Genomic DNA, 26,109 nt, shown 5'->3' with positions numbered 1-26,109 from the left:
TATTATTTTTTTATCAAAGGTCATACTTTTGATAGACTGACGAGATGACTCAACTCAAAAAAGAAATTTATCTTCAATTTTATGAAAAAAAGCATGGAAAAGGTATTTTAATGCTTACTTTCTTTGTCACTTAACTTATAAAATGATTGTAGCCTCAGAACTGAAATATTTTGCCCGCAACAATCGCACATAGATATTTGTCATAGGAAAAAGTCATGCCCAAACGCACAGATATAAAATCTATTCTTATCATCGGAGCAGGACCTATTATCATTGGTCAGGCATGTGAATTTGATTATTCAGGCACTCAAGCCTGTAAAGCATTAAAAGAAGAAGGTTACCGAATTATTTTGGTAAATTCTAATCCTGCCACGATTATGACAGATCCAGATCTAGCTGATGCAACTTATATAGAGCCCATTACTCCTGAAATAGTTGCCAAAATTATTGCCCACGAGCGTCCCGATGCCCTTTTACCCACTATGGGAGGACAAACAGCCCTCAATACTGCTTTATCATTAAAGCGTATGGGTATTTTAGACCGCTATCATGTTGAAATGATAGGAGCCAATGCTGATGCTATTGATAAAGCTGAGGATCGTGCTTTATTCCGCCAAGCGATGGCAAAAATCGGTTTGGAAACGCCACGCTCTATGTTAGCCAATGCAACAGAACTGAAAGAAGAAAATCGCCAACAACACGCAAAAACGTGTGCTGAACTTAAAGCCAAGCTTTCTGGTGCTGCGCTTGACAAAGCACTCGAAGAACTTGAGCGCAACTGGCGACATACCGAAGCTGATCGCAAACAACATTATATTGCTCATGCAACAGCAAAAGCAGTTCAAGCTCTTGATGTTGTTGGGCTTCCAGCTATTATTCGTCCTTCATTCACCCTTGGTGGAACTGGTGGTGGAATTGCTTATAACCGCTCTGAATTCTATGAAATTATTGAACGTGGGCTTGAAGCTTCACCAACAACAGAAGTATTAATTGAAGAAAGTGTTTTAGGGTGGAAAGAATATGAGATGGAAGTTGTTCGTGATAAGAACGACAATTGTATCATCGTTTGTTCTATTGAAAACATTGATCCGATGGGGATTCATACCGGTGATTCGATCACTGTAGCACCTGCTCTCACCTTAACCGATAAAGAATATCAATGTATGCGTAATGCTTCGATTGCTGTTTTGCGTGAAATTGGTGTTGAAACGGGGGGATCCAATGTACAGTTTGCTGTCAATCCTGAAAATGGGCGCCTCATTGTTATTGAAATGAATCCGCGTGTTTCTCGCTCTTCAGCGCTTGCCTCAAAAGCAACGGGATTTCCCATTGCTAAAGTAGCGGCTAAACTGGCTGTTGGTTATACACTTGATGAATTAAAAAATGATATCACGGGTGGTGCAACACCAGCATCATTTGAGCCTTCTATTGACTATATTGTGACAAAAATTCCTCGTTTTGCGTTCGAAAAATTTCCCGGTTCATCACCTGTCCTCACAACTGCGATGAAATCTGTAGGAGAAGTCATGGCAATTGGACGCACTTTTCAAGAATCGTTACAAAAAGCACTCCGTGGACTTGAAACAGGGCTTACGGGTCTTGATGAAATTGTGATTCCAGAGCATGCTGAAGGTGATGAAAAAAGTTCTATACGCTCCGCCATTGCCATACCAAGCCCTGATCGTCTACGCTATATTGCTCAAGCCATGCGCACAGGCTTACCCTTAAATGAGATTCACCAAATTAGCAAAATTGATCCGTGGTTTTTAGAACAAATAGCCTCCATCATTGAAATGGAGCAGCGTATCCGCATTCATGGATTACCCCAAGACGCAGATAACTTACGTATGTTAAAAGCTATGGGCTTTTCAGATGCGCGATTAGCCTCCCTTACAGGGAAAGAACCCGATTATATCGCAGCTTTACGCAAATCACTAAATGTTAAACACGTCTTCAAACGGATTGATACTTGTGCCGCTGAATTTTCTTCTCCTACAGCCTATATGTATTCAACATATGAAGTTCCCTTTGCAGGTGTAGAGCACTCGGAAGCACACGTTTCTGAACGCAAAAAAATTGCTATTTTAGGCGGTGGACCAAACCGCATTGGGCAAGGTATTGAATTTGATTACTGTTGCTGCCACGCTGCTTTTGCACTGCGTGATGCAGGATTTGAAGCGATTATGATTAACTGTAATCCTGAAACAGTTTCAACCGACTATGATACCTCTGATCGCCTTTACTTTGAATCTTTAACAACAGAAGACGTTATCGCTATTTTAGAAGCAGAACAGGAAAAAGGAGATTTGGTTGGAGTCATCGTCCAATTTGGCGGACAAACACCCTTGAAATTGGCAAGCGCTCTAGAAAAACACAACATCCCCATCCTAGGTACTTCACCTGACGCTATCGACTTAGCAGAAGATAGAGATCGCTTTCAAAAACTGTTATTTAAACTTAATTTAACACAACCTCAAAATGGTATTGCCCACTCCATTGAACAAGCACGCCTCATTGCCCACGAACTAGGCTTCCCCTTGGTTGTACGTCCCTCTTATGTTTTAGGAGGACGTGCTATGCAAATTATCCGTGATGAACGTAGCTTACAAAATTATTTACTTGAGAGTGTCCCTGAATTAATTTCAGAAGATATCAAAGTCCGTTATCCTAACGACACAACAGGACAAATCAATATATTGCTTGGTAAAAATCCGCTTCTCTTTGATACCTATTTAACAGAAGCAATTGAAGTAGATGTTGATTGTCTATGTGATGGCAAAGAAACACTAATCGTTGGTATTATGGAACATATTGAAGAAGCTGGTATCCACTCTGGTGATTCAGCATGTTCTCTACCAGTCCATACGCTCTCAAATAAAATAGTTACTGAATTAGAGCGCCAAACCAAAGCATTAGCACAAGCACTTCATGTTCGCGGCTTAATGAATGTACAATATGCTATAAAAGATGACACCATTTATGTCTTAGAAGTCAATCCCCGTGCTTCACGTACTGTCCCATTTGTTGCAAAAACGATTGGTCGCCCTATTGCTAAAATGGCTGCACGTATTATGGCAGGAGAAACGCTCCATGATGCTCTTCAAGCTTATGGTGGATTACCTTCTTTGCAAAAAAAACAACATATTGCCGTCAAGGAAGCAGTATTTCCTTTTGCTCGTTTTTCAGGTGTTGATACACTTCTTGGTCCAGAAATGCGCTCAACCGGTGAAGTTATGGGACTTGACTATGAATTTTCGCTTGCTTTTGCTAAAGCCCAACTTGGAGCTGGTGTAAAACTCCCTAAAGAAGGAACTTTGTTCGTTTCTGTAAGGGATGAAGATAAAAAACGCATCTTAAATCCTGTAAAACGTTTAACTGAGCTTGGCTTTTCTGTTGTCGCCACAAGTGGAACACAAAAATTTCTCACCGAACACCACGTTGAAGCAAAAAAAATCAACAAAGTTCTAGAGGGACACCCCCATATTGAAGATGCTATTCGTAATCGCCAAATTCAATTAATTTTTAATACAACTAGCACTGCCAGTGCCATCTCAGACTCAAAATCATTACGTTATGCAGCACTCATGCAAAATGTTCCCTATTATACAACAATAGCTGGAGCCGAAGCCGTCGTAGAAGCGATCAAAGCACTCAAAAAAAGGCACCTTGAGGTACGTTCACTACAAAGTTATTTTAGTTGAATTTTTTTCTACTTAGCAAAATATACACTGTTTTCTTATTTTTTCTTTATATAAAAATTGATTAAGACTTGCTTTTTGTTCTAAAAACTTTTATAGAGGTTTCATCGAATTTTCGGTTACGTGACTTTCTTTCCTGTGCAATCTGCACTTTCGACGAAACTTCTCCCACCTAATTTCGATCTACAACCGTATTGAAGAAATGAAAGCTTCAATGCTCAATATAATTATATATTCTAAGGAGTTTCCTATGTCTACAGGAACAGTTAAGTGGTTTAATACAACAAAAGGTTTCGGATTCATTCAGCCTAGCGATGGTAGTGCAGATGTATTTGTACACATTTCTGCCGTCGAGCGTTCAGGTCTAAACAGTCTTAATGAAGGGCAAAAAATCTCTTATGATGTTCTTCAAGATCGTCGTTCAGGAAAATTTGCCGCTGGTAACCTTGCAGCACTTTAAAGTTTAAATTCTGCAATATTTTATTTAAAAATCTTCGTCTGTAACGACGAAGATTTTTTATTTTGTATGAAGCATTATTTTACCTTGTTAAAATAAAAGACTGCTTATCTCCTTTGCACAATTCATCAAACCTCTTTTATACTTCCTCAAAAACTTTCATAAAATCTACGAAGAGATTATCTTGTAAAATATCTCAAAAAAGAAGAATATAAAGCCCGTGTAAGAGTATTTTGGAAGTTTTTTATTGCATACAATATAATCTCTTATAGAATATCCTTAAAGCAATAACCATTTGTTGATATAATATAAGGATTTAAAATTATGGCTTTTATTGCCGACAAACTGTCTCGTATCAAACCTTCTGCAACAATTGCTGCTTCTCAAAAGGCCCGTCATTTAAAAGCATTAGGGCGCAATGTTATTGCTTTAAGTGCTGGAGAGCCAGACTTTGATACCCCAGACAACATCAAAAACGCGGCTATTGAAGCTATTCGAAGGGGAGAAACAAAATACCCTCCCATATCTGGAATTCCAGAATTGCGCCAAGCAATTTCTGCAAAGTTTAAAAGAGAAAATAACCTTCTTTACCAACCAGAACAAATTATTGTTGGTACCGGTGGAAAACAAATTCTCTTTAATGCATTCATGGCAACTTTGAATAAAGGAGATGAGGTCATCATTCCATCCCCTTATTGGGTTAGTTATCCAGAAATGGTCGCACTCAACGATGGTACGCCTGTCTTTTTAGAAACAAAAGCCGAATTTTCTTATAAACTCCAACCACAAGAGCTAGAAGCTGCCATTACCCCCAAAACCAAATGGTTCATCTTTAACTCTCCTTCAAATCCATCAGGTGCCGCTTATACACATAATGAATTGAAAAAACTTACAGATGTTTTAGTAAAATATCCTCATGTTTATATCCTTTCCGATGATATATATGAACATCTCACATATGAGGGTTTTACCTTTGTGACTCCAGCTCAAGTAGAACCAGCGCTTTATGAGCGTACACTCACAATGAATGGTGTTTCTAAAGCCTATGCGATGACGGGATGGAGAATCGGTTATGCAGGCGGACCACAAGAATTAATTAAAGCCATGGATACCATTCAAGGACAGCAAACATCTGGAACAAGTGTCATTTCACAATGGGCTGCGGTTGAAGCACTCAACGGGCCACAAGACTTTATTGCTAAAAATAAAAGTATTTTTCAAGCACGCCGTGATCTCGTTGTCTCCATGCTAAATCAAGCTCCTGGCATTCACTGTCCAACGCCTGAGGGTGCTTTTTATGTTTATCCTTCTTGCACCGGACTTATTGGAAAGAAAACACCCAATGGTCAACGTATTACGAATGATGAAGACTTTGCCATAGCGCTTCTAGAAACAGAAGCTGTTGCTGTCGTCCAAGGATCTGCTTTTGGACTTGCATCAACTTTTCGTATTTCTTATGCAACATCAGAAGAATTACTTGAAAAAGCTTGTATACGTATACAGCGTTTTTGCAACAGTTTAATTTAAAATTTTTAATATCATCTCTTGTGATTGTTTTTTGCCGAATGTTAGTATATCCGAGAAAATATCTGAAACTGTGTCATGGTCTAAATCTATCGATTCAGCAAAAATATCTATGAATAAACACAAAAATAGATGCTGTAGATAAAGATCAAAAAAATTTAGCTATCAAATAAATGAATCGGTCTATTATCATAAGAGATGACAAGCCTATTCTACTTTCTCCATTCAATTTATAACTCTAAAAAAGACCGAGCACTTTTAAACACAATTGCCCTTATAATCAAAGGCCCTTACAATAAAATCTCTTCTATTTCTCAGCTTCTTCTTCGTCCTAAAACGAAGAAGAAGCCACCTCCTATCGTTGTGTAAGCAATCCAGTTTCCTTTAAGTTCTATTTAATAACACTTGATTTACTTCATAGGCTTTATGAACAAGACCTGCCTTAAATATTCACCTCACATTCTAATAAAAAGCACTTCATGTATAAGGTTTTAAATATTTTATATCACACCCCTAAAAGACAGACTTTTACAGTACAATAGAATATCCCCTCTCAAACTCCTCATTGAATTTTAGTATTCTTAAAAAAATTGTTGGATATCCACCAGTTTCGAAATTTTTTCTTTATCATCTTCCCATATATTGCAATTTCTAGGGACTCTTTCAAAAATTAAAAAAAAAGCCGGACATATGTCCGGCAAATTTGGAAAATCCTCAGAGATAAAATCAATCTGATAGATCTTCGTAAGGGAACACTCAAGAAAACGAAACTGGGAGGCAACATAATCAAGAGATAGTATTCTATGTCATTTTATAAGGAAAAGCACAACAAAGACTTAAGCGTATCTGCTATGCAATAAACACATAGCTTTAAATTTGTCTCCATCATGTACCACTCTCTTTAATTAAATAGTAAAAATGTTAACTACACCATCACACGATTGTCCATTTTTCAATATATAATAACCCTCACGGTTGCTAGTATTCATAAAAAACATTTATCCCTCTTTTCAAAAATATTTACCCGTACGGACTCCCTCCACTTTTAATGTGCAACAAATAATTTTAATTGATTCAATATAGGCAAATTTGAAACGAAAGAATATTACGGGAGTCTCAAGTTGCAAAACAGCTAATTATTCCTTATAAATTAAGATATTAATATTAAAAAGACCACTGGCGAGCTTTTAAAAAAATATAATCTCGAAAAGCATTTAACCTTGCCAAATTCTTTAAATTATAAGGATAACAAAAAAAAGTATCAAAAGAAGGAATATCAACCATATCAGGAAAAAGACGCACTAAATGCTCATCATTATTGACGATATAATCAGGAAGCACAGCAATCCCAAGATCACGCATAAGCGCATTCTTTATTGAGATGATATTGTTGATTTGTAAAACTGAAACGCGCAATGATCCATCACTTCTACCAGCCTTTTCCAACCAATTTAAACCAGACAAATAAGGTGGAACAGGTTCACCGAACGAAATAATACGATGCTCATCGAGATCAGACAATTTTTCCGGCTTTCCATAATTTGCAATATACTTTTCCGAAGCATAGACATGCATATGAATTGTAAAGAGTTTTCTTTGTATAAGATCAGGTTGTTTGGGTTGATGTAAGCGAACAGCACAATCCGCATGACACATTGTCAAATCAAGCTCTTCATCGGAAAGCAAAAGCTGAACCTGCATATCAGGATAAAGACTAAGAAATTCTGGCATACGCTCTGCAATCCACCCTGCCCCCATTCCAAAGGTCGAGGTCACACGCAAGTGCCCCGTTGGTTTTGCATAGCTTTCACTTAATTGCAAACGCACACTTTCAAGCTTCATCAAAACATCATGAGCTGTACGATAAAGAGTTTCTCCCTGTTCTGTAAGAATCAAACCACGCGCATGACGTTGAAATAAGGATACCCCAACCTCTTGTTCTAAAGCCGAAACCTGTCGTGAAACGGCTGATTGAGATAAATGAAGTTTTTGAGCAGCATGCGTAAAAGATCCCGCTTCTGCTGCAGCGTGAAAAACCCTTAACTTATCCCAATCCAACGGTGGCGCCACAATTAATTCTACCTCTATATTCTCTATGTTCTCAATGAGTGACTAACGCCTGGGTATATCCAAAAACCGTTCTGCTTCCAACGCTGCCATACATCCTCTTCCCGCAGCTGTTACAGCTTGGCGGAATGTTTCATCTGTCACATCCCCAGCAGCAAAAACACCAGCAATGCTTGTTGCTGTTGAGTCGGGTGCTGTCCATAAATAGCCACCTCGTTTTTGTTTCAGCTGTCCTTCAAACAGAGAAACAGCAGGATCATGCCCAATGGCAATAAATATGCCCTCTGCATTCACTTTCATCTCGTGACCTGTCTTAACATTTTTCAGACGTGCCCCTGTTACAACAGCGCCCATTGAATCTTGAGCTGGCAGCCCCACAATTTCTTCAACCACATGATCCCAAAGAACACGCACATTATTACAAGCCAGCAACCTATCTTGTAAAATTTTTTCTGCCCGAAACTGCCCCCGCCTGTGAACCACGCTTACACTTTTAGCCAAATGCGATAAATAAAGTGCTTCTTCAACAGCCGTATTTCCTCCTCCCACGACAATAACGTCCTTATCACGATAAAAAAAGCCATCACATGTAGCACAAGCGGAAACACCTCCGCCCATAAAGGTCTGTTCACTTTCTAAACCAAGCCAGCGCGCTTGAGCTCCTGTTGCAATAATCAGTGCATCACAAGAATATTGTGTTCCTGAATCCCCATATAAGACAAAAGGATACTTCAACAAATCAGCCTTTATAATTGTATCATAGATAATTTTTGTCCCCATATTCTCAGCTTGTTTTGCCATTTGTTCCATCAACCATGGTCCTTGAATGGGATCTGCAAAACCTGGATAATTCTCAACATCAGTTGTAATTGTTAATTGTCCACCCTGCTGCAAGCCCGTCACCAAAACCGGCTTAAGCATTGCTCTTGCTGCATAGACCGCCGCTGTATAACCAGCCGGACCTGAGCCAATAATTAGCAGACGAATATGCGATTGTACCATTAAATCCCCTTCACTTTATTATAAATTAATTATTCTATAAATGATAACGGAATGCAGCCTTTTAAAAAAATATTTTTCAAGAGCCCTAATTATGTTATGTATACTTCTTTTCAAGTTTTATGAAAAGGTCTGATTACTAATTCATCAAGGCACGCTAATGTTAAGAATTAATCCTTATCCTATAAAGAGAGAAATGTAACTTCTTATGAGCACAAAACCATAATAAAAAGAGATACAAAGATAGGGAACGATCATTTTTCAATTTATTATCAATGTCTGTGCACGTTTTGCCTTAATCATGGGAGGAGCAATGCTTTTGCCAATTTTTGTGGATTTGCACGACAACAATCGTAATTGGATAAGCTTTCTCTATTCTTGTGCCATAACCACCATGTTGGCAACGCTGATTCTTTTAGCAACTAAGGGAGCTACTTGTCGCTTTTCAGCACGGCTTGGCTTTATGCTCACTGTTTGTCTTTGGCTTACAGGAAGCATCGTAGGTGCCTTACCTCTTTATCTTTCTCCTCTTCCCATTTCTCTAGCAGGAGCCATTTTTGAATCTGTTTCTGGAATTACAACAACAGGCTCCACAGTCCTTTCTGATCTTGATAATTTATCGCGAAGTATTTTATTATGGCGTTCTCTTATATGCTGGATTGGGGGCATTGGTTTTATCGGTTTAGCCCTCTTAATTTTGCCTTCACTGCGTGTGGGTGGCGTGCGACTTTTTCATATGGAATCATCTGATAAATCTGAAAAAATATTGCCTCGCATCAACCAAATTGCTAACGGAATTATCATCGCTTATGTTGGGTTAACATTGGCTTGTATGCTTTCTTATTTTGCTGCAGGCATGAATTTATTTGATGCCATTAACCATGCAATGAGTACAGTAGCAACAGCTGGTTTTTCAACGCATGATGCTTCTTTTGGCTATTTTTCTGATACACCAGCCATCTTAATTATTTCAACAATCTTCATGTTGCTTTCTGCTTTACCTTTCGTACTTTATGTTAAATTAGTCCTTCCTGGACACTCCAAACGCTTCCTTGACCCACAAGTGATTGTTTTTCTCCATATCGTTCTCCTTTTCAGCTTTGCTTTAGCGGCATGGCTACGGTTTTATGATCATCGCGCGTTCCACTTGATTTTTCTTGATGTCATTTTTCACCTTTCATCCATTATTAGCACCACCGGTTACAGCGCTGAAGATTATCAACTTTGGGGACCGTTTGCGCTTGGAATTTTCTTTATTGTTTCTTTTACAGGCGGATGTGCTGGTTCTACTTCTGGTGGCATGAAAATCAATCGCCTCATTATTCTTTGGCGTATTACACAAACAAATATAGAAAAACTTCTTTCTCCTAATGTCGTTGTAAAAGCGCGCTACGATCACTCAAATATATCAAATGATGTTGCTCAAGCCGTTTTGTTTTTTGTCTGTCTTTATATGTTTTGCCTTGTTATCGGCACTGCACTTTTGCTTACAACCGGTCTTGACTTTACCTCTGCCTTTACGGGGGTCTTAACCGCACTTTCAAATGTTGGTCCAGGCTTTGGAGATATTATTGGCCCCACTGGTAATTTCTCTACAATCAACGACCATGCTTTATGGATTTTAAGTTTTCTAATGTTAGCTGGACGCCTTGAAATCATAACAATATTCGTCCTTTTTATTCCCGCTTTCTGGCGTGAACAATTCTAATGCAGAGAGTATTTTATTCTACCATGATAAAAAATTTACAAGATAAAAAGGTGTGAACAGTATGCATCATAATATTCACCCCTTACTCAATCCACTGAAGATTTTCTAAAATTTCCATACAAATCATCATATCAATGATATAAAAATAATTCAACAAAAATAATCAAATACCAATATTTTCAAAGCCATAACATATAAAACTTCACTTTATTGATCTTCTTTATCAAATAAAGTGGACGCATAGAACATTCTTTTTTACGAATAATCTCTCATGCAAAAAATATGAATATTTGCTGATAAAAGTGTTTTTTCTCTTTAATAGAGTTACCTCCTTATAGAAAAAAATGCTATTATATTACGAACTCACAAGCTTATAAAAAAAACATCTCACAGTACTCATCACCCCCATTTCACGACAGCCCTCATGAAAGATATAAAATGGGCACCATCATTTTTACTTAAATAACAATAAGGTGCAAGTCGGTACCAAAAAATAAGATATAAATTAGTACCACCATATTATTTTCTTTCTATTAATGTCGTAACAGCCTGCATTTCAGACAATTTATAAGAAATCTCTTTACACCTTGTCTTCAATAGTTTTTATCCACCACATGCCTTCTTCCAATTGTGATGTACAAGAAGATAGCTCTCATTGTTAATATCAACAGATTTTACATGAGAAAATCTTACGGTACTCAAAGCTCTTATTCAAATTGAAAAGGTAAATTATCTATAAAAATCATATATATATATATTGATCTTAAATCCATCTTATTATGAATTTATTGAAAATATGTACGACTATTTTATCCATGGAGATACCATCATTATCTTTTTAAGACAAAAAAACGTTTTTTTTGCTATCTATTTAAGTCTTACAAAACGAACAATATCAGCACGACCCCGTATAAGATAGTGCATAAATCCCCAGACTTGAGTTAAAGCATTATTTTCTTATTCTAAAATATCAATGAATAAAAGTAGCTTTCTTCTCTCCTAGTATGCTTTATCATAAACTACATATCGCTCTCAAGCGTATACATTTTTAATCTTTTATCCAAAATTTTGGGAACTTCTTATAGTGTTCTACTAAAGACAATATAAATTTTGTAAAATAACATTTATATCATTGAGCTGTTTTCTTGATAACTATGAAAAACCTTTAAGGAAAATACTTTTTACCATTCCTCAAGAAGATTTTTGATATAATAATCAAAGTCTTTTTTCTGCAAACAGTTCTTTGTAAACACTTTCAATCTTGCTTGCCTCTTTTTCCAAAGGAAAGTGCGTACGAACATGGGTTAAAGCTTTCTTTCCGGCGGCCAATGTTTTTTCTACATCAGCAAAATAAGGTTCAATTGCTGCTGTTAAAGCCGCTCCATCTCCTGCTTGAACAACCGTTCCTGTTCCCTCGACCACCAATTCTTTAAAAATTCCTACATCACTCGCCACTACAGCCGTCTGTGATGCCATTGCCTCCAATGGTGTCAGACCAAAACCTTCCAAACGAGAAGGAGTTACATAAAGTGATAAACGGCGATACCACACAGGTATATCAAGCCTTTCACCAAGAAAAATAATGCGGTCGTTTAAACCAGCTTCAGCAATCTTCTGTCGTAATTTCTTTTCAAAACCATAATGCTGTTCTGTAGTCCGACCAGCGATAAGTGCTGTCCATTCGGGATAGTCAGGCAATAATGCTATCATCGCGTCCACAAACAAATCAGTACCCTTTAAATAGCGCACGCGCCCAAAACATCCTACCGCATATTTTCCTGGCACCCCAGTTGCTGGAAAGTAATCATCAGGAATTTTGGGGGGTGAAAAACGCCTAATATCCACTCCATGCATAATAACCTTATGAGGCACTTCTAGATAGGTTCCCGTACATACACTAGTAGCGATAACTTTATCCATACGACGAAGCAACCATTTGGTAAAAGGCTTGTGTTCGCGTCGAGATGCCGAAGTAAAGATGAGTTTAAGCTTCATTCGCAAAACATCGCGCAAAAAGATCCCACAAAGCATCTCAATATTGCGTCGTGCATGCCAAATACGAAATGGCTTCCCTTTCGGACTTTTCCAAAGTCCGAAAAGGTCCTTAAAGGCAAGTGTCGGTAAAGTTCGTGGTAAACCAAACCCCAAAGTGGATATACGCACACCCTGTTCGCGTTGCAGTGGAATAAGCTGAATAATCGTAGATGTTACTCCCGACAAACGCCTTTTAAAGTGAGGCGCAATAATTTCAGTTTCGTCCAAAGATACACGCATAATAATCCATATGTTATTTAGATGTACTGAACCTTAATGATCTCGTAATTATGCGCACCACCTGGTGCATTCACCTCAATCACATCACCTTCTTGCTTGCCAATAAGTGCACGTGCGATAGGCGAAGAAATAGAGATTTTACCAACCTTTACATCAGCTTCTTGATCCCCTACGATCTGATACACTTTTTTTTCCTCAGTATCCTCATCCAAGAGTTTAATGGTTGCACCAAATTTTATTTTGTCACCTGAAAGACGCGAGACATCTATAACTTCTGCTCGTGCGATATAATCTTCAAGCTCATTTATACGCCCCTCATTATGACTTTGTGCTTCTTTAGCTGCATGATACTCAGCATTTTCAGATAAATCACCATGCGCACGCGCCTCAGAAATTGCTTCAATAATTCGCGGACGCTCCTGTTGTTGACGCCAACGCAACTCTTCTTTAAGACTCTCAAAACCAGCTGTAGTCATCGGAACTTTTTCCATAATCCGTCCCTTTCTATTACACGGAAGGTTTAATAAAAATACAAAAAACGGCTTCCAAAATTACTTTTGGAATCCGAAAACTACGATCTTTTTTATTATATAGTACAGTATCGCTGTTTTCCATATAAAAATAAATAAAGGAAACAAAACATGCACAAATAGTGATTAAAACATCTCATTTTGGTGTTTAAAACGTTAAACTTCACTCTTCTCTTTAAAGTGTCCTAAAGAAGAAAGAATTGTATTTTTTTCTGTTTTATCATAATCTAGTAAAAGAAATTATATAGGATATGAAGAGAGAAGGATAGAAAATCTCTAAAGAAATTCTTTACAGAAAAATGAAAAAAATCGTCATTTTTTTTATGTTTGGCTCTTTCTTTTTAGCCACAACAATATCAGAGGCAGCAGATGCTTTTGTTACGAGAAATCTTAATTTTAGAACAGGTCCCAGCACTCAATATGCACTTTGCGGCTTAATCTCTGCTGGAGAATTAGTTTTTGTTAAAAACTGTGAAGGAAATTGGTGCCATATCCGATATAACACTCAAATAGGTTGGGTGTCATCTCGTTATCTTTCATTTAAAGATGGAAATGATCTTTATCACACATATACAATGTCTTTAATGCCCAAACGTACCGATTATTCTCCATAACAGCCATAATAACTTATGCCCTCTTGAATATCATCATGGCAAAAATGCAATAGTGTTCACGAACAACCACAAATATGCTCCTTCCAAAGAAATACTTCGAAGAATTTGTCTCATAAAAAACTTGATCAATATCCTAATGAAAGCTCTAATAAACCAAAATAAATCTGTTCAATAACGTTTTGCTGTTGTCGTAATAAATTTGTAAAAATTAGTATTTTCTTTAAAATCACCAGCACTTTTCTATCAAAGGATACAACAATGAAAAATGGTGTTACTGCAACAGTAGAAGCTCTTTCTGCTCTTATTGCTTCAGGTAATCCTCTTTTTAAGAATGGTGCATTATGGACACCTCACCGCCCCATTCGTCCTGAAAAATCTGAAGGTGGTATTCCATTTCAACTCGAAACATCTTTTAAACCAGCGGGAGATCAACCTCAAGCCATTAAAACTCTGGTTGAGGGAATTCAAAAAAATGAACGTACACAAGTGCTTTTGGGTGTTACCGGCTCAGGGAAAACCTATACAATGGCCAATATCATTGAAAAAACACAGCGTCCAGCTCTGATTTTAGCTCCCAATAAAACTCTAGCAGCGCAGCTTTATGGGGAATTTAAAAGTTTTTTTCCCCATAATGCCGTCGAATATTTTGTTTCCTATTATGACTATTATCAACCAGAAGCCTATGTTGCACGCTCAGACACTTATATTGAAAAGGAATCCTCAATTAATGAACAAATCGACCGGATGCGTCATGCTGCAACACGCGCTGTCTTAGAGCGTGATGATGTTATTATCGTCGCATCTGTCTCCTGCATCTACGGAATTGGTTCCGTAGAAACCTATACGGCCATGACCTTCGAAATAGAAAAAGGAGACAAACTCAATCAACGAAAACTCTTGGCTGATTTAGTCTCTCAACAGTATTATCGACAAGATATCAACTTCGTTCGTGGTTCCTTTCGTGTTCGAGGGGATACAATCGAAATTTTCCCTGCCCACCTTGAAGATCGTGCTTGGCGTATTTCGCTCTTTGGCGATGAAGTGGAAACAATTACGGAATTTGATCCTCTCACCGGACAAAAAACAGGCGATCTTCAATCAATTAAAATTTATGCCAACTCACACTACGTAATACCACGCCCAACACTTAACCAAGCGATGAAATCTATCAAAATGGAACTCGTTCAACGCCTCGATGAGTTGAACGAAGCTGGACGTCTTTTAGAAGCACAACGTTTAGAACAACGTACAGTTTTTGATTTGGAAATGTTGGAAAGCACCGGTTCATGTCCGGGAATTGAAAATTATTCACGTTATTTAACAGGACGAAATCCCGGTGAACCACCCCCAACTTTATTCGAATATATTCCACTCAATTCTCTTGTTTTTATCGATGAAAGCCATGTAACCATTCCCCAAATTGGTGGTATGTACCGAGGTGATTTTCGCAGAAAAGCAACCTTAGCAGAATATGGTTTTCGCCTCCCTTCTTGTATGGATAACCGTCCTTTGCGCTTTGAAGAATGGGATGCTATGCGCCCACAAACGATTGCTGTCTCCGCAACACCTGGACGGTGGGAAATAGAACAATCTCACGGTACTTTTGCAGAACAAGTTATTCGCCCCACAGGGCTTGTTGACCCACCAACAGAGGTTCGTCCAGCCAAAAATCAAGTCGATGATGTTGTGAATGAAATTCGTAAAACAATTCAAAAAGGCTACCGTACATTGGTGACAGTTCTCACAAAGCGTATGGCCGAAGACTTAACTGAATATCTCCACGAACAAGACATTCGTGTACGCTATATGCATTCTGACATTGATACATTAGAGCGCATTGAAATTCTACGCGATCTTCGGCTTGGCATCTTTGATGTCCTCATCGGTATTAACTTGCTCCGAGAAGGCTTAGATATTCCAGAATGTGGTTTTGTTGCCATTCTAGATGCCGATAAAGAGGGCTTTTTGCGCTCTGAAACTTCCCTCATACAAACAATCGGACGTGCTGCACGTAACGTAGATGGCCGTGTTGTCCTCTATGCAGATACGATCACTGGTTCCATAGAACGAGCCTTACTGGAAACACAAAGACGTCGACAAAAACAAATAGCCTATAATGAAGAACACCATATCACACCGAAAAGTATCAAAAAAAATATCGGAGATATTCTTAATTCAGGCTATGAAAACAACCATATTCATACAAATATCCCTGATGTCATCGAGAAAAAAAATATGGTTGGCAACAATTTAGCATCTCATATTAAACACCTCGAAAAATTAATGCATGAAGCAGCTGCTGATCTTAATTTTGAAGAAGCAGCACACCTTCGCGATGAAATCAAACAATTACAAAAGATAGAACTAGAACTCGCGGAAAATCCCTTAACACATCATAGCGAACAATCCACCCATGAGCGCGTATTACAACCAAGTCTTTTCTCCAAACCAGACCTTGCACACATGGGACCAACCATGGACACTGGTATTTTGGAAAATCAAAAAGGAAAATCTCGTAAAAACACCCCTAATCAAGCAACAATAAAACGAAAAAAACGCAATCAATGAAGGAGCAAAAAATTTCAAACCGCATAAAATAATCTTCAGCTCTTCTAAAAAAAGACGAAAGCTCAAAAGCAAACAGCGTTATCCGAAAAATAGACAACCTCCAACATCAAGGGTGCTTCAATTTGTCTAAAACAACATGAGAGAGAACATTTTATAAAAAATTTCTAAAATATATTATATTTATACAGTTATACTCTGATATCTAACTCAATATTATTTATCCTTACAAGAAAATATTCAAATAGGACACTGTCCTATAACACAAATAAAGTAAAATAAGACTTTATCATAGCACCATAAGCCTATGATAAAAAATGATAACTTTTATTCATATCCCTATTGTTCAATTCATATTGTACCAAACAATAAAAAATTATCCCTAAATAAAGAGTTTATATTCCATAGTAAAAAATCGTGGACTCTCAATACAAACTTATTAATTAACCTCAAGCAGAGTACATTAATTGAAATCAAAATTCTGTTATGATTTCATTTTACTGTCTCGGCGATAGATTTAACTAAATAAATTTTTATTTTTTTTGTCACAATAAATCCCAAAATTGTTCAGGCTCTATTCAGTTTGAAACGTGTAGGATGTGAAAAATACGAATTTACACAAGGAGCATCATTATGAAAAAAGTGATCAGGTTAGCGGTATTATCAGCAATGTCAACTGTGACCGTTTTGATGCCGCTAAATGCAACGCTTGCGGATATGGCATGGAATCGTAGTGACTCTATCTCGAGAGAAATAGATGATATGATGAGGAAGATGCGTAAAGAAACAGATGATGCGATAAGGGAAATGAGGAAGAAAGCTGATATTCTGCCTTGCGGTTTTTCTCGCTCCCATTGTTCTGATAAAAAACGTAGCTTTTTATCTGATGATTTCCAAAAGTTTGTTGATGATTTCCACAAGAGTTCTGATGACGACAAGAGAAGATTTAAAGCCAAACATGAAAGGTCTGTAGCCAAACAGAGTAAGACGGAACAACAACATCACCACCACCACCACCACCATTATCATCATGTTGAAAACAAAACATATCATTACGTCGAGCGCAAAAAGACAAAACACAGTAATATTCATATAGATAACTCAGGAGATGCTTTAGCGGTGGGTATTCTTGGTCTTGCAACAGGTACGATTCTTGGTACAATTTTAAAAAAACCAGAACAGCCACAAGTGGTTTATCAAATAGTACCACAAAATCAGGTAATTTATCAAAAAGTTCCGCAAAATCAAAGAGTTTATCAAGTGCAGCAAACGGTGGCATATGAGCCACTCCAGCAATCATTAGAATCTGATTGGCTTAACTATTGCAAGAAAAAATACCGTTCCTTTAACCCTAAAACAGGGACCTTTCGAGACCGTAATGGTTTGGAACACATTTGTTATGCCCCAATAAATTAACTTCTGTTCCGTCCTACTAAAAAAGTTTTAAATGGCAAAAAAAAACGCTTCAAAGCGTTTTTTATTTGCTCATATATTAAAATCTTGAAGAAAAGGATTATTTTGGCGCTCATAGCCTATGCTACTTTTGGGATCATGCCCACAGATAAAACAAACATCATCGCCTAAGGGTAAAACTTTTTCTCGAAGGGATTGCATCAATTTTTCATAAGAACAGAAGGGGAAGTCCGTACGTCCAATAGAACCACGAAAGAGAACATCACCCAAGAAGACTAAGCACTCTTTTTCATTGAAATAAATAACATGACCAGGGGAATGCCCCAGTGTATGTAAAACCCTAAACTTATGTCCAGCAAAATACACACACTCACCATCTTCTAACTATATCGAACAACGCACCACGATGCTTTCGGGTGTAAGCCATGATTTAAGAACCATTCTCACCCGTTTTAAACTTCAGCAAACATTAGCAAATACTGACTTTGATATTAAGCAGCTTGAACAAGATGTGAGCGACATGCAAAATATGTTAGAAGATTACCTTGCTTTTGCCCGTAGTGAAGAAAGTGAGTGTGTTAAAACTTTTGATTTAAATGCTCTTATGCAAAAATTCTCTACCGATGCACATCTTCACAAACGCCAATTTTCCTACACCATTGAAAGCCCTACACAAATACAAGCACGTCCACGTGCCTTCACGCGTCTCATCAGCAATATTGTGTCAAATGCATTTTGTCATGCCAATACTGTCAAACTAACAGCCATATCCCAACAAGAATGTTTCCCATATATCAAAAAAGTTCCCGCAATATATTATATTTATACAGTTATAATATGATATCGAACTCAATATTTAGCCTCACAAGAGAGTAGTCAAACAGGACTGTATTCAATCACACAAATAAGGTTCTATGTTAGCACCATAAGCCTATAATAAAAAACGATAACTTTTGTTCATACACCTATTGTTCAATTCATATTGTATCAAGCAATAAAAAGTACTCATCAATAAATAATTTATAACCAATAGTAAAAAATCTGGTGCTCTAAATACAAGCTGCTTAATTAACCTTAAGAAGAGTACATTAATTGAAATCAAAATTCTGTCATGATTTTATTTTACTGTACCGGCAATGTTTTAACTAAATGAATTTTTATTTTTTTGTCACAATAAAGTCCAAAATTGTTCAGTCTCTATTCAGTTTGAAACGTGTAGGATGTGAAAAATACGAATTTACACAAGGAGCATCATTATGAAAAAACTCTTCAGATTAGCGGTATTATCAGCAATGTCTACTGCAACCGTTTTGATGCCATTAAATCCAACGCTTGCAGATATGGCATGGTATCATAACTATGACATGAGAAGGGAGGCTGGTTTACCGTCTCACAATTTTAGCTCCCATTTTTCTCATAGTGAACATCACTCTTTTGATAATCCCCACACGCGTCATTATGTTAGCCATAAATGGGGAGCACAACAACACCATCATGTTGAACACAAGACATATCATTATGTCGAGCGCAAAAAGACAAAACACAGTAGTATTAATATAAATAACTCAGGAGAAGCTTTAGCAATGGGCATTCTTGCTCTTGCAGCAGGTGCACTTCTCGGCAAAATTTTTAAAAAATCAGAACAGCCACAAGTTGTTTATCAAACCGCACCACAGCATCAAATTGTATATCAACAGGTTCCACAGGAACAGATAATTTATGAAGCTCCGCAAACGGTGGAATATGAGCCAGTACAACAATCATTAGAATCTGATTGGCTTAACTATTGCAAGAAAAAATACCGTTCTTTCAACCCTAAAACAGGAACTTTCCGAGACCGTAATGGTTTGGAACACGTTTGTTATGCCCCAATAAATTAACTTCTGTTCTGCCCTACTAAAAAGTCTTAAATGGCAAAAAAAAACGCTTCAAAGCGTTTTTTTTATTTGCTCATATATTAAAATCTTGAAGAAAAGGATTATTTTGGCGCTCATAGCCTATGCTACTTTTGGGACCATGCCCACAGATAAAACAAACATCATCGCCTAAGGGTAAAACTTTTTCTCGAAGAGATTGCATCAATTTTTCATAAGAACAGAAGGGGAAGTCCGTACGTCCAATAGAACCACGAAAGAGAACATCACCCAAGAGGGCTAAGCGCTCTTTTTCATTGAAATAAATAACATGACCAGGGGAATGTCCTGGGGTGTGAAAAACCTTAAACACATGTCCAGCAAAATGAACGCACTCACCATCTTCTAACCATTGGTCAGGAATACAGATGCAAGCATCAGTGATGCCATAATTTTTTGCGCTTTCGCTCACGGCATCCATCACAGGCTTATCATCGCGATGTGAACCGATAATTTTTACATTAAGCGCTTCTTTCACTTGCATTGCTGCTCCTACATGATCAAAATGACCATGTGTTATCCAAATAGCCTCAACGATAACACCATTCTTTTCGATTACGTCTTGAATTCGTGGCCAATCACCACCAGGATCAACGAGAACCCCCGTTTTACTTTCACTATCAAAAAGCAAAGTGCAATTTTGTTGGAATGTCGTAACTGGAATAATATGTATATTAAGACTACCCATAATATCCTTTTCAAAAATAACTTTTTTAAATTTATAAATAAAACTTTCTTTCCTTTAAGGTAAAGGTGCTGCTCGACAGCTTTATACAACTTATGTAAACTTGCATTTTGTGTAAACTAAATTTTTATCAAGGTTTTTTAAGAATGAGCAATCACGTTCAAGTTTTGTGTGACGATGCCCCTCACCTTCTTGTGATTGATGACGATACACGTATTCGCAATCTTTTATTTCAGTTTCTCATTAAAAATGGATTTCGTGTTTCAGTTTCAGCTAATGCGAATGAAGCAAGACGACTGTTAGCAAGTTTAGATTTTGATCTTCTTATTGTTGATGTCATGATGCCTGGCGAAAACGGTATTGATCTCACTCATTCACTCCGCCAAACAAAAGATGTCCCTATCTTTATGTTAACAGCTTTATCAGAAATAGACAATCGTATCCGTGGATTAGAAGCAGGGGCAGATGATTATCTGGCTAAGCCGTTTGACCCTCGTGAACTTCTCCTTCGCATCAACGCCATTTTACGACGTGGTTTTCCCCCTCACCAACCCAAAATTGAGCAAATAGTTTTTGGTCCTTATATATTTTCAATTTCACGACGCGAACTCAAAAAAGGAGGAGAAATTATTAAATTAACAGATAAAGAACAAGAAATGATGATCATTTTTGCCGAAAATGCAGGCGACACAATTCCGCGCCATAAATTCGCGACCGATGACAGCAATATAGGTGAACGTGCCATTGATGTGCAGATCAACCGCCTTCGTCGTAAAATCGAAAAAAATCCAGCACTGCCTATATGGCTCCAAACCGTGCGAGGAATAGGGTATAAACTCTCTATTGAATAGGCACAAGAATGATCAAACCTTTAAGATTTTTTCTTCGATGGTTAACGAAAAAAATGCCTAAACGGCTTTATGCTCGCTCTTTGATCATTATCATTGCTCCCATGGTGCTTCTGCAAACGGTCATTGCTTATGTCTTTATGGAACGCCATTGGCAAATGGTAACCGAGCGTCTTTCAACGGCTGTCGTGCATGATATTTCAGCCATTATTGATATTCTTGAAACATATCCCCAACAAGATAACTATGAAGATATCAAGCGTATTGCACAACAACGTATGGGATTAAATATTTCTATTCTATCTCCTACCTCCTTACCCCCTCCAGGACCTAAGCCATTTTTTGCAATTCTTGACTATTTTTTAAGTGAAGAAATCACCCGCCAAATTAACCGTCCCTTCTGGATCGATACCGTAGGAGATTCTGATCTTGTTGAAATCCGTATCCACCTTGGTCACAACATTTTACGCGTCTTTGCTCCACGCAGCCAAGCCTATGCTTCCAATACTGCTATTTTTTTAAGCTGGATGGTAGGAACAGCTCTTGTTTTATTGCTGATAGCAATTTACTTTTTACGCAATCAAATCAAACCGATTCAACAATTGGCTGAAGCAGCAGAAAGCTTTGGACGCGGTCGTCCTTTACCAAAAGGATTTCAACCACAAGGAGCTGATGAAGTCCGTCGTGCAGGCATCGCTTTTTTACGCATGCGTGAACGTATTGAACGCCAAATTGAACAACGTACCATGATGCTCTCAGGAGTAAGTCATGATTTAAGAACCATTCTTACACGCTTTAAACTTCAGCTGGCATTAGTAAATACTGACTTTGATATTAAACCGCTTGAGCAAGATGTAAGTGACATGCAAAATATGTTAGAAGATTATCTTGCTTTTGCTCGTGGTGAAGGAAGTGAAAGTGTCAAGACTTTTGATTTAAATGCTCTTATGCAAAAATTCTCCACCGATGCTCGTCTTCACAAACGTCAATTTTCTTACACCATTGAAGGTCCTACAGAAATACAAGTACGTCCCCGTGCTTTTACACGCTTGGTCAGCAATCTTGTATCAAATGCATTTTGTTACGGCACGACCGTTAAACTAACCGCTAACTCTCAACAAGAATCTTTTATATTAATAATCGATGATAATGGACCTGGAATTCATAAAAATATGCGCACAGAAGTTTTTAAGCCATTCTTTCGACTTGATAAAGCGCGAAATCAAGATGCAAGTGGAACAGGACTTGGTCTTTCTATTGCTCAAGACATAGCACGCAGCCATGGTGGCAATATACAATTAGATGAGAGCCCACTCGGGGGAGTGCGCGCTATTCTTAATGTCCCCCTATGAGCAATATTTCCGCAAACCGTCTGTAAAAATAACAGACTGTATATTTTAGGCATTCCCTACAGTTTCAAACAAAGTGTACTGTAGTGCCTTGTAAGCACTTTCTCCCGACAAAGCAACCATCTGAAATGCAACATAATGGCTTTCACAGGCTTTAAGTGCATGTATCAACAATGTTTCAACCTGTATATGAGATGGATGCATCCCACCAGCCAAAAGAAGACCTTGTCGATAAATAACTGAATTATTCCTTTGCCAGTAATCAAAATGTCCCAACAACAACTTTTCATTAATTGCTAGCAATAAGCGCTGTATTTCAGCTGTTCGAGCATTTTTAATAGAAAGATCAAACGAACAAGCTAAATGAAGTGCTTCATGCTCTTCCATCCATGAAAAAGCAAGACGATAGTTTGCGCGTTTTCCTTCCACACAAACGCTAATTTCATCTTGTGCATCCCGCTCAAACGACCAATCATATTCACAGGCAATCTGTTCGATAAAGTCAACAGGGTGCTCTTTTCTTTCTGTGGCGCAAAATGCAAGCCTCATCACAATCCTCAATCATCTTAAAACATTGTCAACAGAATATAAACCGTCTAAACTGTAACAATATTTTGCTACAATCAGAACCTTTACACCAAACAAATACACATAAAAACATCGACAGTACACAAACACCCAGAACACAATCGCGCTGTTTAGGGCAACCTGATAGTCATAAAACGAATCATCAAGTCTTTTCAGTGTATTGATACAATTTCATAGCGCCAGCCCCCCTGATTCAAAAAAATGTACTTTACCCCCAAAAAAAATCAAAAATAAACAAATGCTCCGCTCTAACAGACTCAAGATTAAGCATTTTTTAGTTTCACGCATCATATTGAAAAATTGGGGATATTTTTTTGAAGATTCTTTTTTTAAAACTATTTTACTTTTTTGTGTCTGCGTTTTTTTTTAATCATCTTTTTTTAAATCATCAAGGCGTCTTTTCAGATCAGCGTTATCAGCATGGATTTTCAGCACCATCTCCTTAAAAGTCTCAAACTCTTCGCGAGAAACAAGATCAAGTTTGTTTGCTATCTTTTCAGCCTGCACACGAAAAGCTGTTCCAGCTTCACGTCGTATGCCTTGCGCAACGTCAGCAGCATCCGTTGCTAATTTTGCTAATTCATCAAGAATACGATTTGATCCATTACGCATAACCTTTTTCCTTAAATTTTAATTATTGACGCACGCATTATAGCGTATTCTCATAACATTTAGATACTGTAATTTGTTCCTTTTACTCTATATTTTACATACTGTGCAGATTTTTCTTAATGATTTTGTTTAAGATTTTTTAATATTCCTTTTATCACCATATTTTTACCACGATAAATCAGTGGAAATCTATCTCCCTTTCTGACTAGCCTCCCTACTGACTTGACCATTGTGTATTCATCTGTCATTTCTGACCATCAGAGTCACTTCATATTCATCTCGTATAATGTAAGATGCTTAACTCATGAACAATTTGTCTTGTCCAGCCATTGCTTTTCCGTCTTTTCTTGATCCTGTTATTATCCAGCTAGGTCCCATAACACTTCATTGGTATGGACTTGGTTACGTGCTGGGTATTCTTTTTGCTTGGTGGTATGCGCAAAAATTATTAAAAAAAACATCTCTATGGTATAGAAACTATCCTCCTATGGATAAAGAAAAGATCGGAGATTTTGTTGTCTGGTCTGCCATAAGTGTTGTTGTCGGAGGGCGTTTAGGACAAGTTCTTGTATGGGATCCCATTTACTATTTTAATCATCCAAGTGCTATTATTGCCGTATGGGATGGGGGAATGTCCTTTCATGGCGGACTTATTGGTATTATCATTGCTATGATCTGGTTTGCCCGTAAAAATCATATTAACATACGAGCCATGTTTGATATCATTGCTGCAGGTGCTCCTATTGGTATCGGCATTGTACGAATCTGCAACTTCATTAACCAAGAATTATGGGGTAATATTACTACACGTCCTTGGGCTGTTTGTTTTCCTCTCGATCCTTACTATTTACCGCGCCATCCAAGCCAGCTTTACGAAGCATTTATGGAAGGATTTCTTCTCTTCATCATCCTGTGTCTTCTTATTTTTGGGTTCAAAGCATTAAAACGTCCCGGTACTGTATCAGGAACATTTATTATAGGCTACGCAGTAACACGCAGCATTTCTGAAATTTACCGTGCGCCTCAAGAAGATCCAGAATGGTTTTCGACTCTTTTCCATTCTACTGGTTTTACCTATGGCATGGCTTTATCTCTTCCCATGCTTCTTGTAGGGTTTTATCTTCTTCTCCACGCCTTTAAATATAAATCGACAGAAAATGGCCAATCTCAAAGAAAAAATTAAAGAAATTATTGTCCTTAATGGACCAATCACTGTTAGCCAATATATGACGTTGGCACTCACCGATCCCCAATTTGGTTATTATCACACACAAACCCCTTTTGGACATGCTGGTGATTTCATTACAGCACCTGAAATAAGCCAATTATTTGGAGAGATGATTGGCATTTGGACTCTTGCAAGCTGGAAAGCTCAAGGGTGCCCTCACCCTTTTATTCTCGCTGAAATAGGTCCAGGACGAGGAACTTTGATGGATGACATTTTGCGAACTATCCAAAAGCTCTCTCAAACGGCATTTAATGCTGCTGAAATTTTTCTGATCGAAATAAGCAAAAAACTTGCAAAAGAACAAAAAAAACGCCTTTTCTCTTATCAAAAACAAATCCATAGCATTGAAAATTTTAATCAAATTCCTTCAAAACCTCTCTTCCTCATTGCTAATGAATTTCTCGATACACTCCCTATCAACCAATATATTAAAGTCAATGGAGAATGGAAAGAGCGCCGCATTACAGTCAATCAAAATGGAGATTTCATCTTTATTGCTGCCCCGCATAAACTTCCCTCTTCTTGTCTACAAACCTGTTGTTCTAAAGTGCCTGACGGAACAATTTTTGAACATGCCCCCTTACGGCATCAATTCATGCAACAAATCAGCCACCATTTAGTGCAAGTGACAGGTTCTGCTTTACTTATCGACTATGGTGCTTGTGAGCTTGCCTTTGGCGATACCTTGCAAGCACTCTCAAAACATAGATTTCGTGATGTTTTTGATGCCCCTGGTGAACATGATTTAACATCCCATGTTGATTTTTCTTTTTTAAAAAACATAGCTCTTGAACAAGGCTGTTTTGCTGAAATCTTAGAGCAAGGAGAATTTCTTTTTAAAATGGGGCTACTGGAGCGCGCAAACCAGCTTGGAGTTGGCAAAAGTGCTCCTTTGCAAGACAAAATCCGCCAAGACATCGAACGGCTCGCTGGTCCAGATCAGATGGGAAAATTATTTAAAGTTTTACATTTCAGTGATAAAAACATCTCCATACCTCCTCAATTTTGGTGATCGGCGCTTTTGTCAATAAGCACAT

Annotated in this window: 19 protein-coding genes and 2 pseudogenes; 13 read left to right on the top strand and 8 right to left on the bottom strand. The window is 37.8% G+C overall.

What is annotated here, in order from left to right; genetic code table 11:
• Nucleotides 1-215 precede the first annotated feature (215 nt).
• From carB to ACFIMG_RS04505, 3 genes are all read left to right on the top strand, one after another.
• Nucleotides 216-3,701, top strand: coding sequence for a carbamoyl-phosphate synthase large subunit (gene carB / locus ACFIMG_RS04515; RefSeq protein ID WP_375611195.1), 3,486 nt, complete (start codon nt 216-218; stop codon nt 3,699-3,701).
• Between the two features lie 247 nt (nt 3,702-3,948).
• A complete protein-coding gene (locus tag ACFIMG_RS04510; RefSeq protein WP_012754908.1) occupies nt 3,949-4,158 on the top strand; it encodes a cold-shock protein in 210 nt (69 codons plus the stop codon).
• A gap of 321 nt (nt 4,159-4,479) precedes the next feature.
• Nucleotides 4,480-5,682: a pyridoxal phosphate-dependent aminotransferase gene (locus ACFIMG_RS04505; RefSeq protein ID WP_375679013.1), complete on the top strand. Its 1,203-nt coding sequence runs from the start codon at nt 4,480-4,482 to the stop codon at nt 5,680-5,682.
• A gap of 1,161 nt (nt 5,683-6,843) precedes the next feature.
• Here ACFIMG_RS04505 and ACFIMG_RS04500 read toward each other — a convergent pair.
• Both ACFIMG_RS04500 and trxB read right to left on the bottom strand, forming a co-directional pair.
• Complete coding sequence (locus ACFIMG_RS04500; protein WP_273791217.1) at nt 6,844-7,749, bottom strand: LysR family transcriptional regulator; 906 nt, start codon at nt 7,747-7,749, stop codon at nt 6,844-6,846.
• 42 nt (nt 7,750-7,791) lie between these two features.
• Complete coding sequence (gene trxB / locus ACFIMG_RS04495) at nt 7,792-8,748, bottom strand: thioredoxin-disulfide reductase (RefSeq protein ID WP_375679012.1); 957 nt, start codon at nt 8,746-8,748, stop codon at nt 7,792-7,794.
• A 310-nt stretch (nt 8,749-9,058) separates the two neighbouring features.
• On the opposite strand from trxB, the gene ACFIMG_RS04490 reads away from it, so the two are divergent.
• Entirely contained in the window at nt 9,059-10,453 is a 1,395-nt protein-coding gene (locus ACFIMG_RS04490) for a TrkH family potassium uptake protein (RefSeq protein ID WP_375631664.1), read from the top strand.
• Between the two features lie 1,215 nt (nt 10,454-11,668).
• Here ACFIMG_RS04490 and ACFIMG_RS04485 read toward each other — a convergent pair.
• The gene (locus ACFIMG_RS04485) at nt 11,669-12,727 is read right to left on the bottom strand and encodes a glycosyltransferase family 4 protein (protein ID WP_375679011.1); all 1,059 of its coding nucleotides are present in this window, start codon (nt 12,725-12,727) and stop codon (nt 11,669-11,671) included.
• A gap of 17 nt (nt 12,728-12,744) precedes the next feature.
• On the bottom strand, nt 12,745-13,218 hold the full coding sequence (gene greA / locus ACFIMG_RS04480) for a transcription elongation factor GreA (protein ID WP_007347010.1): 474 nt from the start codon (nt 13,216-13,218) through the stop codon (nt 12,745-12,747).
• Nucleotides 13,219-13,556: 338 nt separating this feature from the next.
• Between greA and ACFIMG_RS04475 the strand changes: the two genes are divergently transcribed.
• The 3 genes from ACFIMG_RS04475 (at nt 13,557) to ACFIMG_RS04465 (ending at nt 17,852) form a co-directional block, all read left to right on the top strand.
• Complete coding sequence (locus ACFIMG_RS04475; protein WP_375612971.1) at nt 13,557-13,871, top strand: SH3 domain-containing protein; 315 nt, start codon at nt 13,557-13,559, stop codon at nt 13,869-13,871.
• 258 nt (nt 13,872-14,129) lie between these two features.
• Nucleotides 14,130-16,439: an excinuclease ABC subunit UvrB gene (uvrB, locus tag ACFIMG_RS04470; RefSeq protein ID WP_375679010.1), complete on the top strand. Its 2,310-nt coding sequence runs from the start codon at nt 14,130-14,132 to the stop codon at nt 16,437-16,439.
• 630 nt (nt 16,440-17,069) lie between these two features.
• Nucleotides 17,070-17,852: a BA14K family protein gene (locus ACFIMG_RS04465; RefSeq protein WP_375638078.1), complete on the top strand. Its 783-nt coding sequence runs from the start codon at nt 17,070-17,072 to the stop codon at nt 17,850-17,852.
• Between the two features lie 69 nt (nt 17,853-17,921).
• Here ACFIMG_RS04465 and ACFIMG_RS04460 read toward each other — a convergent pair.
• Nucleotides 17,922-18,233: pseudogene (locus ACFIMG_RS04460) on the bottom strand (MBL fold metallo-hydrolase); the annotation flags it as partial.
• Nucleotides 18,234-18,237: 4 nt separating this feature from the next.
• On the opposite strand from ACFIMG_RS04460, the pseudogene ACFIMG_RS04455 reads away from it, so the two are divergent.
• Together ACFIMG_RS04455 and ACFIMG_RS04450 are read left to right on the top strand one after the other, a co-directional pair.
• A pseudogene (locus tag ACFIMG_RS04455) lies at nt 18,238-18,636 on the top strand (sensor histidine kinase); the annotation flags it as partial.
• A gap of 469 nt (nt 18,637-19,105) precedes the next feature.
• A complete protein-coding gene (locus ACFIMG_RS04450) occupies nt 19,106-19,729 on the top strand; it encodes a BA14K family protein (protein WP_375649438.1) in 624 nt (207 codons plus the stop codon).
• A gap of 70 nt (nt 19,730-19,799) precedes the next feature.
• On the opposite strand, the gene ACFIMG_RS04445 is transcribed toward ACFIMG_RS04450, so the two are convergent.
• Entirely contained in the window at nt 19,800-20,450 is a 651-nt protein-coding gene (locus tag ACFIMG_RS04445) for an MBL fold metallo-hydrolase (RefSeq protein ID WP_375612975.1), read from the bottom strand.
• Nucleotides 20,451-20,593: 143 nt separating this feature from the next.
• On the opposite strand from ACFIMG_RS04445, the gene ACFIMG_RS04440 reads away from it, so the two are divergent.
• Together ACFIMG_RS04440 and ACFIMG_RS04435 are read left to right on the top strand one after the other, a co-directional pair.
• Entirely contained in the window at nt 20,594-21,298 is a 705-nt protein-coding gene (locus ACFIMG_RS04440; RefSeq protein ID WP_375679009.1) for a response regulator, read from the top strand.
• A gap of 8 nt (nt 21,299-21,306) precedes the next feature.
• Complete coding sequence (locus ACFIMG_RS04435) at nt 21,307-22,647, top strand: ATP-binding protein (RefSeq protein ID WP_375679008.1); 1,341 nt, start codon at nt 21,307-21,309, stop codon at nt 22,645-22,647.
• A gap of 45 nt (nt 22,648-22,692) precedes the next feature.
• Here ACFIMG_RS04435 and ACFIMG_RS04430 read toward each other — a convergent pair whose 3' ends face one another.
• Both ACFIMG_RS04430 and ACFIMG_RS04425 read right to left on the bottom strand, forming a co-directional pair.
• Nucleotides 22,693-23,193, bottom strand: a complete 501-nt coding sequence (locus ACFIMG_RS04430) for a YbjN domain-containing protein (protein WP_273724125.1) — start codon at nt 23,191-23,193, stop codon at nt 22,693-22,695.
• Nucleotides 23,194-23,598: 405 nt separating this feature from the next.
• On the bottom strand, nt 23,599-23,844 hold the full coding sequence (locus tag ACFIMG_RS04425; protein ID WP_273791228.1) for an accessory factor UbiK family protein: 246 nt from the start codon (nt 23,842-23,844) through the stop codon (nt 23,599-23,601).
• A gap of 304 nt (nt 23,845-24,148) precedes the next feature.
• On the opposite strand from ACFIMG_RS04425, the gene lgt reads away from it, so the two are divergent.
• On the top strand, nt 24,149-25,027 hold the full coding sequence (lgt, locus tag ACFIMG_RS04420) for a prolipoprotein diacylglyceryl transferase (RefSeq protein WP_375679007.1): 879 nt from the start codon (nt 24,149-24,151) through the stop codon (nt 25,025-25,027).
• On the top strand, nt 25,002-26,084 hold the full coding sequence (locus ACFIMG_RS04415) for a class I SAM-dependent methyltransferase (protein ID WP_375679006.1): 1,083 nt from the start codon (nt 25,002-25,004) through the stop codon (nt 26,082-26,084). Before lgt ends, ACFIMG_RS04415 begins: the two co-directional genes overlap by 26 nt.
• Nucleotides 26,085-26,109 lie beyond the last annotated feature (25 nt).

This window comes from Bartonella sp. AP11XZML (assembly GCF_042196445.1).
Lineage (GTDB): Bacteria > Pseudomonadota > Alphaproteobacteria > Rhizobiales > Rhizobiaceae > Bartonella.
This window is presented reverse-complemented; position numbering and strand designations above follow the sequence as displayed.

Bases quoted from the DNA above. Each gene is read 5' to 3' on its own strand.
- carB (WP_375611195.1), top strand. From the start codon at position 216: ATGCCCAAACGCACAGATATAAAATCTATTCTTATCATCGGAGCAGGA.
- ACFIMG_RS04465 (WP_375638078.1), top strand. From the start codon at position 17,070: ATGAAAAAAGTGATCAGGTTAGCGGTATTATCAGCAATGTCAACTGTG.
- trxB (WP_375679012.1), bottom strand. From the start codon at position 8,748: ATGGTACAATCGCATATTCGTCTGCTAATTATTGGCTCAGGTCCGGCT.
- ACFIMG_RS04425 (WP_273791228.1), bottom strand. From the start codon at position 23,844: ATGCGTAATGGATCAAATCGTATTCTTGATGAATTAGCAAAATTAGCA.
- ACFIMG_RS04415 (WP_375679006.1), top strand. From the start codon at position 25,002: ATGGCCAATCTCAAAGAAAAAATTAAAGAAATTATTGTCCTTAATGGA.
- ACFIMG_RS04485 (WP_375679011.1), bottom strand. From the start codon at position 12,727: ATGCGTGTATCTTTGGACGAAACTGAAATTATTGCGCCTCACTTTAAA.
- ACFIMG_RS04440 (WP_375679009.1), top strand. From the start codon at position 20,594: ATGAGCAATCACGTTCAAGTTTTGTGTGACGATGCCCCTCACCTTCTT.
- ACFIMG_RS04475 (WP_375612971.1), top strand. From the start codon at position 13,557: ATGAAAAAAATCGTCATTTTTTTTATGTTTGGCTCTTTCTTTTTAGCC.
- ACFIMG_RS04510 (WP_012754908.1), top strand. From the start codon at position 3,949: ATGTCTACAGGAACAGTTAAGTGGTTTAATACAACAAAAGGTTTCGGA.
- lgt (WP_375679007.1), top strand. From the start codon at position 24,149: ATGAACAATTTGTCTTGTCCAGCCATTGCTTTTCCGTCTTTTCTTGAT.
- ACFIMG_RS04445 (WP_375612975.1), bottom strand. From the start codon at position 20,450: ATGGGTAGTCTTAATATACATATTATTCCAGTTACGACATTCCAACAA.
- ACFIMG_RS04505 (WP_375679013.1), top strand. From the start codon at position 4,480: ATGGCTTTTATTGCCGACAAACTGTCTCGTATCAAACCTTCTGCAACA.
- uvrB (WP_375679010.1), top strand. From the start codon at position 14,130: ATGAAAAATGGTGTTACTGCAACAGTAGAAGCTCTTTCTGCTCTTATT.
- ACFIMG_RS04450 (WP_375649438.1), top strand. From the start codon at position 19,106: ATGAAAAAACTCTTCAGATTAGCGGTATTATCAGCAATGTCTACTGCA.
- ACFIMG_RS04435 (WP_375679008.1), top strand. From the start codon at position 21,307: ATGATCAAACCTTTAAGATTTTTTCTTCGATGGTTAACGAAAAAAATG.
- ACFIMG_RS04490 (WP_375631664.1), top strand. From the start codon at position 9,059: ATGCTTTTGCCAATTTTTGTGGATTTGCACGACAACAATCGTAATTGG.
- greA (WP_007347010.1), bottom strand. From the start codon at position 13,218: ATGGAAAAAGTTCCGATGACTACAGCTGGTTTTGAGAGTCTTAAAGAA.
- ACFIMG_RS04430 (WP_273724125.1), bottom strand. From the start codon at position 23,193: ATGAGGCTTGCATTTTGCGCCACAGAAAGAAAAGAGCACCCTGTTGAC.